Origin of the sequence: Brevundimonas sp., assembly GCF_018608325.1 — a bacterium.
In the GTDB taxonomy this organism is placed as follows: Bacteria; Pseudomonadota; Alphaproteobacteria; order Caulobacterales; family Caulobacteraceae; genus Brevundimonas.
In genome coordinates, this window is the sequence record NZ_JABAZW010000131.1 from 1 (window position 1) to 8,970 (window position 8,970).

The window sequence follows — 8,970 nt, forward strand, 5'->3', positions numbered from 1 at the left end:
CGGCGCGCCGCGCCACCTCCCCATCCGCTGCGCGGACCGGGAGGAGACAGATAGGATCCTTCATGCGTCTCGCCCTCGCCGCCTCCGTCGCCGTCCTCGCCTTCGCCGCCGCTTCGACCAGCGCCCGCGCCGAGGAAGGCATGTGGACCTATGACAACTTCCCCATCGCCCGCGCGAACCAGACGCTGGGCACGAACATCGATCAGGCCTGGCTGGACAAGGTGCGTCTGTCGTCGGTGAAGTTCGGCGGCTGTTCGGCGGGGATCGTCTCGGGCCAGGGTCTGGTGATGACCAACAACCACTGCGTCGCCACCTGCGTCGCCAACCTGTCCACGCCCCAGCTTCAGTACGGCGAGACCGGTTTCACCCCCAAGAGCCGTGAGGAAGAACTGAAATGCCCCGGCGCCACCGCCGAGGTGCTGACCGACATCAGCGACGTCACCGCCCGGATGCACAAGGCGGGCGAGGGTCTGGACGGACAGGCCTTCAGCCAGGCGCGCGAGGCCGAGGCCGGACGCATCGAAACCGAAGCCTGCGGCAATGATCCCAAGATCCGCTGCCAAGTCGTCAGCCTGTACCGGGGCGGCCAGTTCAAGCTCTACAAGTTCCGCAAATACTCCGACGTCCGTCTGGCCTGGGCGCCGGAAGACCGCGCCGCGACCTTCGGCGGCGATCTGGACAACTTCTCCTTCCCGCGCTTCGCCATCGATGCGGCCTTCATCCGCCTGTACGAAGACAACAAGCCGGTCGAGACGCCGGTCCACTTCGCCTGGAACCCCAACAAGCCGACCGAGGGCGAACCCGTCTTCGTCACCGGCAACCCCGGCGCCACACAGCGCCTGCTGACCCAGTCGCAACTGATGACGATCCGCGACGTGGTCCTGCCGCTGGATCAACTGATCGCGTCGGAATTGCGCGGTCGGCTGATCCGCTATTCCGAGGAAGGCGCCGATCAGGCCTTCATCGCCATGGACCCCATCGTCGGCGTCGAGAACACCTACAAGCGCGGTCTGGGCCGGATGCGCGCCCTGACCGACCCCGCCTTCATGGCCACCAAGGCCGAACAGGAAGCCGACTTCCGCCAGCGCGCCGCTGCGGGCGTCAATCCCTGGGCCACGCTGGACGCCGTCCAGCCGCTGGCGCGCGAACTCTATGCCCCGATGGCGCTGCTGGAAGGCGGCACCGGCATGGGCACCACCCCGGTCGCGGGCGGCTCACAGCTGTTCCAGTGGGCGCGGGCCATCGTGCGCGGCGCCGAGGAACGCGCCAAGCCGTCGGATCAACGCCTGAGCGAATATGCCGACAGCCGCCTGCCCGCCGTCCAGTCCGGCCTGTTCGCCGAGCGTCCGGTCTATGCCGAACTGGAGCAGATCCGTCTGGAATGGTGGCTGTCCAAGACCCGCGAGTGGCTGACGGTCGACAGCCCCCACGTCCGCACCCTGCTGGGCCGCGAAAGCCCTGAACAGCTGTCGGCCCGCGTTGTCAGCGGCACCAAACTGGCCGATCCGGCGGTGCGGCGCGCCCTGTGGGAAGGCGGTCTTGCCGCCGTTCAGGCGTCCGATGATCCGCTGATCAAGTATGTCCTGTCGATCGACGAAGACGCCCGCGCCGTCCGCACCGAATGGCGCAACAAGGTCGATGCCCCCACCGCCCGCGCGTCCGAGCAACTGGCCGCCGCCCGTTTCGCCGTTTATGGCGACGCCGTCTATCCTGACGCCACCGGCACCCTGCGCCTGACCTATGGCCGGGTCGAGGGAACCGATGTTCCGGGCCAGCGCATCCCCGCCTTCACCAGCTTCGCCGGACTGTGGGACCGCGCCACCGGCGCCGAACCGTTCAATGTCGCGCCCAAGCTTCTGGCCGCCAAGGACCGGATCGACCCGAACGCCGTGATGAACATGGCTGTGTCGTCCGACACCATCGGCGGTTCGTCCGGTTCGCCCGCCGTCAACGCCAAGGGCGAGATCATCGGCGCCAACTTCGACTCCACCGTCCTGACCCAGCGCAACGCCTACGGCTATGACCGCAACGTCAACCGCAGCGTCATCGTCACCACCCAGGCCGTGACCACGGCCCTGCGCGATGTGTACGGCATGGATCATCTGGTTCAGGAACTGGGTGCGGCGGCGCCACAGGCCGCCCCCCGGAGAGCCCGTCGTTGAGCCCAGTCGCCTTCCGTACGGCGACTGCTGATGATGTCGCCGCCCTTCGTCCCCTGATCGAACGCGCCTATCGCGGCGACACCGCCAAGGCAGGCTGGACGCATGAGGCCGACATGCTGTCGGGCGAACGCACCAGCCCCGAGGAACTGTCAGACCTGATCGCCGATCCTGAGCGTGTCATCCTGCTAGCTTACCGTGACGAGGTTCTGATCGGATGCGTGCAGGTGGCCCGGTCGGGCGACGACCTCAGCTATCTGGGCATGTTGACCGTCGATCCGGCCTTGCAGGCGGGCGGCATAGGGCGGCAACTTCTGGCCGCCGCCGAGGCTGAGGCGGTCAGCCGCTTTGACGCCCGCCGCATGGAGATGACCGTCATCCATCGCCGCGCCGAACTGATCGCCTGGTACGAACGCCGCGGCTATGTCCGCACCGGCGAGGAACGCCCCTTCCCGCTCGATCCGCCACGCCCCGAACTGGCGTTCGTGGTGCTGGAGAAGCCGCTCATCTGAGCCTTCTCACGTTGAAACAAGGGCGCCACAAAATGGCCCCTTGCAAAACGGACACGGATGTCCACTTAAGCGCTTCACCATGTCGCGCCCCATACGAAAAGACGCCGCCAACAACCGAGCCGCCCTGCTCAAGGCGGCGCGCGAGTTGTTGTCCGAACAGGGGCTGGATGTCCCGCTGGACCTGATCGCGGAACGGGCGGGCGTCGGGCGCGGCACCCTTTACCGCCACTTCTCGGACCGCACCGAACTGGCCCTGGCCGTGTTGATCGACGGGGTCGACGTCCTGGACGCCCGCACGCGGGCTCAAGGCGATGCGCCCGAGGTCTTCTTCTGGTTTGTCGAAGAACTGGCCGATCTGGTCATGCGTAATGCGGGTTGGTCTGATGTTCTGCGGAACGTCCGTTCGCCAGATGCACTTACGCCATTGCGGCAACGCTTGACTGAGGCGGGCGCCGGGCCCCTGGCGCGCGCACAGGCGGCGGGATTGGTGCGGGAGGATCTGGGGCCGATGGACTTGCGTCTGATCGCCACTCTGCTGGGTTCGGGCTTTCAGGGCGCCGACGAGGCCGAGCGCCGCGCGGTTTCGGCCCGCACTCGCCTGATCGTGCTGAACGGGCTGAAGGCGCGCTGATGGCTGGCAACAACTGGCATCTGCCCTGGGAACAGTATGTCGAGACGCTGAAGCCGCACGAGCGGCCGATGATGCCCGGCTCGCCCGCCACCCCGGACCACAGCTGGCCCACGCGGATCATGTACGCCGTCACCGGCCTGATGGTCGCCACCGTCGGCAGCTTGGGCAATGGCGCCATAACCGCCAACGTCCAGAACCTGCAGGGCTCCCTGGGGATCACCCTGACCGAGGCGGCCTGGCTGCCGGTCGTCTTCGTCATGACCAACGCCTGCATGAACCTGATCCTGGTCAAGTTCCGCATGCAGTACGGACTGCGCCTGTTCACCCAGATCTTCCTGGGCGCCTTCGTGCTGGTCTGCGCGGCCCACCTGTTCGTGGACAACTATCAGTCCACGCTGCTGGTGCGCGCCATTGCGGGCATGGCGGGCGCAGGCCTCAGCAGTCTGGGCTTCCTCTACATCATCCAGGCCTTCCCGGCGGCGCACCGGCTGAAGGGGCTGATCATCGGCATCGGCCTGACCAGTTTCGCCGTGCCCATCGCCCGTCTGATCATGCCGGGCCTGCTGCAGTTGGGCGACTGGCGCGCCTTCTATCTGTACGAACTGGGCATGTGCCTGATCGCCTGGGGCGCGGTGCAGGTGGTCAAGCTGCCGCCGTCCGAAAAGATGCGCGTCTTCGACCGGCTGGACTTCGTGACCTTCGCCCTGTTCGCGCCGGGCGTGGCCCTGCTGTGCGCCGTGCTGGGCCTGGGCCGCATCATCTGGTGGACCGAGGCGCCGTGGCTGGGCTGGGCGCTGATCGGGGCCATCATCCTGCTGACCGCCGCCTTTCTGGTCGAGTACAACCGCACCAATCCGCTGATCAACATCCGCTGGCTGACCGGTTCGGACATGCTGCGGCTGTTCGGGGCGATCCTGCTGATCCGCATGGTGTTGTCGGAACAGACTTCCGGCGCCGTGGGCTTCCTGACCGTCGTGGGTTTGGGGCCGGATCAGTTGATGGGCCTGTTCGGCGTCATCCTGGTCGCCATGATCGCAGGCACGGCCGTCAGCGCCTTCACCCTGAACATGGCCAAACTGAACAAGCCTATCGCCATTGCGCTCGGCCTGATCGCCATTGGCGCCTTCATGGACAGCCATTCGACCCTGCTGACCCGCCCGGCCCAGCTCTATGTCAGTCAGGCCCTGATCGCCTTCGCCTCGGCCATGTTCATCGGCCCGGCCCTGATGCAGGGCGTGGTCAAGGTGCTGACCCAGGGCAAGGAGAACCTGATCAGCTTCATCGTCATGTTCAGCGTGCTGCAGAATGTCGGCGGGCTGGCGGGCAGCGCCCTGACCGGCTCGCTGCAGATCATCCGCGAAAAGTTCCACTCCAACCAGCTGGCCGCCGACATCACCGCCATGGACCCACAGGTGGTCCTGCGCCTGCGCCAACTGTCAGGCGCCTATTCGTCCACCATCACCGACCCCGCCCTGCTGAATGCCGAAGGCGCCGCCCTCCTAAGCCGTCAGGTGACGCAGCAGGCCAATGTGCTGGCCTACAACGACGTCTTCCTGATCATCTCCGTACTGGCGGCGATCGGCTGCGCCTGGGTGACCATCACCCACCTTCGCCCCCGCTGGCAGGCCAAGCGCAGCGCCCGCCAGGCTGCCAACCAGGCTCCCGATTCCTCCGCCGTCGCCTCCGCCGTCGATTGAGACTGACCCATGACCGACACATCCGCCCCCGCTCCCGCCGCAGCGCCCGCGCCGCAAGCCCCTCCGGCCCCGCCCCCGCCTGAGCCGAAGAAGCGCGTGCTGTGGACCGTGGTCGCCGCCTGTGTCGCCGTGCTGGGGGCATTGGTCGTTCTGTTCGCCTGGCAGCTTCCGCCCTTCACCAGCCATATGCAGCGCACCGACAACGCCTATGTGCGCGGTCAGGTCACCCTGATCAGCCCCCAGGTCAGCGGCTATGTGGTCGAGGTTCCGGTCAAGGATTTCCAGACGGTCGAGGCCGGTCAACTGCTGGCCCAGGTCGATGACCGCACCTACAGCCAGCGCGTTGAACAGGCGACCGCCACCCTGCACGCCGCAGAGGCCGCACTGGCCAACTCGGCCCAGTCACAGGCCTCGGCGCGCGGGTCGGTCGCCCAGTACGCCGCCACCATCGCAGGCGCCGAGGCCAATCTGGCCAAGGCGCAGGCGGACGCCAACCGCGCCCGCACCCTGAAGGCGGGCGGCTGGGTGTCCCAGTCCAATGTCGATGTCGCAGAGGCGGCGCTGCGCAGCGCCCAGGCTCAGGTCGCGCAGGCCCGCGCCCAACGCGGCATCGCCGAAACCAGCGTCGAATCCGCTGTCGTCAGCCGCGACAGTCTGGCCGCCCAGGTCGAGAACGCCCGCGCCGCCGTGCGTCTGGCCCAGATCGACCTGGCCAACACCCGCATCGTCGCCCCCCGTCCCGGACGCTTGGGCGAGGTCGGCGTGCGTCAGGGCCAGTATGTCACCGCAGGCACCCAGCTGATGGGTCTGGTCCCCGACGTGGTCTGGGTTACAGCCAATATGAAAGAGACGCAGATGAAGAACATCCGCGTCGGCCAGCCGGTCGAACTGAAGGTGGATGCTCTGGGCGGTCAGGCCTTGCGCGGCCGCGTCGAACGCATCGCCCCCGCCGCCGGCAGCGAGTTCAGCGTCATCCGCCCCGACAACGCCACCGGCAACTTCACCAAGGTCGCCCAGCGCATTCCCGTCCGCATCCGCATCGAACCGGGTCAGGAAGCCATCGAACGTCTGGCGCCGGGCATGTCGGTCGTGGCGCGGATCGATACGGGGGCGTGAGAGCGGCTGACAACAGCCCCTTCAGGCCTGTTGCTCTATTCCGAGAAGTTCGGTGAACCTGGACGCCACCCATTTCTCGGTCGCGCGCAGCGGACGCCCCTGGCACCAGAGCATACGCACTGAAAGCAGCGGCAGCGCCAAGGCAGGACAGTCGATTTGCCGCAAAGGTTTCGGATACTTCTCGAATGTGCCGACATTGACCGGCAAGATCGCCCACCCGAGATCGTCCGCCACCATTTCCGCAATGCTGTAGAAACTGTCCGACCGCCAGACCTTCGGACTATAGGCCGGCGTCTTCACATCATCGGCGTGCATCAACAATTGCCGGTAACGTGCCAAGTCCCGTCGGGTCACGGGATTGCTCTGCAACAAAGGATGACCTTCGGCGACGAAGATGCCCTGCGGCAAGGCGCCAACGGGGCGTTCCTCGAAACAGGTCCTCAGCGACGCGCGATCAAAGTGAAACGCAACATCGGCGCGTTCTTGATCCAGATAGCTCATAACCTCGGTCGCGGTGCCGTTGAGCAGCGTCAACTCGATTTCGGGAAAACACTCTGCAAGTTCACGTAACAGGGTGCTGATCGCAGCACAGGGCAGCGCCTCATCGATCGCCATCGCAAGCTTGGCGTCATTGCCATTCGACAGAAAATGCGCCCTTTGCCCCATCTCTTCCGCCTGGCGCAGAACCTCTGCGGCCTCCAGCAACAAAACCTGACCGGTTGCTGTAAGTTGGGCGTTGCGGCGAGAGCGGTCGAACAACTCAACGCCAAGATCCACTTCAAGCAGGGAAATCGCCGTGCTGACGGCTGACTGCGCCTTGCCCAGCTTGCGTGCCGCCGCACTGAACGAGCCGGTCTCAGCCGTCGTTACAAACTGCCGCAACTGTTCCAATGACCAATCCATGCCTATGCATCTATCTGTTTTTCAGATGAATACAATCTTTTCCCATCAGATATGCCGTGATTAACGGCCACTCCTCTGGCGGTCGACATGCGCCGCCACAAGCAATCAGGAGTGACCATGAAGAACCTACTGCTCGTATGGGCCCATCCGCGAGACGGCTCCCTGACCGCGCGCGTGGCTGCGGCGGTGAAGTCAGAACTCAATGCCGTCGAGGTCGCCGTCACGGAGCTCGACCTCTACAGAATGGGCTTTGATCCCTCGTTGCAGCCTATTGATGAGCCCGATTGGCATGACATCGACAAGAAATATTCAGACGAAGTCCAAACCTTGGCTGCCCAGCTCAAAAACCAGGATGCCGTGATCTTCGTTTTCCCGGTCTGGTGGTTCTCGGTGCCCGCCATTCTCAAGGGCTATATCGACCGCGTTTGGAACAATGGGATCGCCTATGGCGGCGGTCGTCGCCTGCCCTTCAACAAGGCTCGCTGGATCGCCGTCACTGGAGAAACGGAGGCGTCTTTCACCAAGCGTGGGCTGGACAAGAGCATGACCCATCAACTCAACGTCGGCATCGGCGGCCTTTGCGGCGCCACGGACTCTAAGGTCGAATATCTTTACGATGCGCTCGGAGAAGATGCCGTCGATATCGCCGCCCACCATGACGCCCTGATCGAACAGGCCAGAAACGTCGTGCGCGAACTCAAAGCCAGTTTTTAAGGACAGCTCTGTTCGTGTGCAGGGCCGCGTAGGCGTCAAGTTCAACCTTCATTTCGGACACGTTCCGGCAAGAGGACGGGGGATGATCCCCGTCCTCGAGTCGCTTAGCGAAATCCCCGCCTGCTCATGGCGATGAGCACGGCGGTCGGGACCAGCAGGACCAGCAGGCTCCACGGCAGGCTGGCCGCGCCCTGATATTGCAGCAGCAGTCCGCCGATCAGACCGCCGCCGGCGATGGCGATGTTCCAGACCGTGACGATCATGGCCTGAGCCACGTCTGCGGCGTCGCCTGCGGTGCGGGCCGAGGCCGTCTGGAAGAAGGTCGCCGCGCCGCCGAAGGCCAGGCCCCAGACCGCCACGCCGCCCAGCACCGCCGCCGCTGATCCGCTCCATAGGCCCAGTCCCAGCGCTGTCGCCGCAAAGACGATGGTGCTGGTCAGGGCCAGTGTCTTGAGACGACGGTCGATCTGGACGCCTGTGATCCAGATGTCGGCCAGGGCCGTGGCGCCGAACAGCAGAAGAATGGCGTCCACCCGTCCCGCCAGCCCGGACCGCTCAAGGAAGGGCGCGACATAGGTGTAGAGGATGTTGTGGGCTAGAACGAAACCCAGCGTCGCCGCGAGAACAGCCTGCAGGCCGGGAATGGCGAACACCTGCGCCAGCGAACGCCGCGCCGCCTGTTTCTCGCCCTCGAAGTCCGGCACGCGCCAGAGGATCCAGCCGATCAGGACAATGCTGACCGCGCTCATCATCAGAAAGACGCTGCGCCATCCGATCAGCCCACCCAGCCATGTGCCCGCCGGAATGCCGATAGTCAGGGCCAGCGGCGTGCCGACCATGACGATGGCGATGGCGCGCCCCGTCATATGGGCCGGGGCCATGCGGCTGGCGTATCCCGCCAGCAGGGACCAGACGACGCCCGCGAACACCCCTGCCCCGAACCGCGCGACCAGCGTCAGGGCATAGGCTGTCGACAGTGCGGTCACCGCATTGACGATCAGGAATCCGGCGATGGCGGTGATCAGCAGAGGCCGCCGCCGCAGCGATCGCGTCGCCGCCGTCAGGGGGATCGCCGTCAGTAACGACCCCAGCGCATAGGCGGTGATCAACTGCCCCACCATCGGCTGGGACACACCCAGTCCCGCGCTCATCTGCGGCAACAGTCCTGCAGGCAGGGCCTCGGTCAGCACCGTCAGGAACCCGGCCAGCGCCAGGGCCGACAGGCCCGCCAGCGGCAA

At 65.7% G+C, this 8,970-nt stretch carries 8 protein-coding genes; 6 read left to right on the forward strand and 2 right to left on the reverse strand.

Annotated features, from left to right (window positions below):
* The first annotated feature begins 62 nt into the window (after positions 1-62).
* The 5 genes from QZ281_RS12815 to QZ281_RS12835 all read left to right on the forward strand — a co-directional run bounded on the left by QZ281_RS12815 (position 63) and on the right by QZ281_RS12835 (position 6,115).
* Positions 63-2,162: a S46 family peptidase gene (locus QZ281_RS12815; protein ID WP_292228956.1), complete on the forward strand. Its 2,100-nt coding sequence runs from the start codon at positions 63-65 to the stop codon at positions 2,160-2,162.
* Positions 2,159-2,671: a GNAT family N-acetyltransferase gene (locus QZ281_RS12820; protein WP_292228958.1), complete on the forward strand. Its 513-nt coding sequence runs from the start codon at positions 2,159-2,161 to the stop codon at positions 2,669-2,671. The genes QZ281_RS12815 and QZ281_RS12820 overlap by 4 nt, the downstream gene beginning before the upstream one ends.
* A 79-nt stretch (positions 2,672-2,750) precedes the next feature.
* On the forward strand, positions 2,751-3,302 hold the full coding sequence (locus tag QZ281_RS12825; RefSeq protein WP_292228960.1) for a TetR/AcrR family transcriptional regulator: 552 nt from the start codon (positions 2,751-2,753) through the stop codon (positions 3,300-3,302).
* Positions 3,302-4,999, forward strand: coding sequence for an MFS transporter (locus QZ281_RS12830; protein WP_292228962.1), 1,698 nt, complete (start codon positions 3,302-3,304; stop codon positions 4,997-4,999). Before QZ281_RS12825 ends, QZ281_RS12830 begins: the two co-directional genes overlap by 1 nt.
* Positions 5,000-5,008: 9 nt before the next feature.
* Entirely contained in the window at positions 5,009-6,115 is a 1,107-nt protein-coding gene (locus QZ281_RS12835) for an HlyD family secretion protein (RefSeq protein ID WP_292228964.1), read from the forward strand.
* 21 nt (positions 6,116-6,136) lie between these two features.
* On the opposite strand, the gene QZ281_RS12840 is transcribed toward QZ281_RS12835, so the two are convergent.
* On the reverse strand, positions 6,137-7,018 hold the full coding sequence (locus QZ281_RS12840) for a LysR family transcriptional regulator (RefSeq protein ID WP_292228966.1): 882 nt from the start codon (positions 7,016-7,018) through the stop codon (positions 6,137-6,139).
* A gap of 117 nt (positions 7,019-7,135) precedes the next feature.
* On the opposite strand from QZ281_RS12840, the gene QZ281_RS12845 reads away from it, so the two are divergent.
* Entirely contained in the window at positions 7,136-7,732 is a 597-nt protein-coding gene (locus tag QZ281_RS12845) for an NAD(P)H oxidoreductase (protein WP_292228968.1), read from the forward strand.
* Between the two features lie 104 nt (positions 7,733-7,836).
* On the opposite strand, the gene QZ281_RS12850 is transcribed toward QZ281_RS12845, so the two are convergent.
* On the reverse strand, positions 7,837-8,970 hold a 1,134-nt coding region (locus QZ281_RS12850), incomplete at its 5' end, for an MFS transporter (protein ID WP_292228970.1).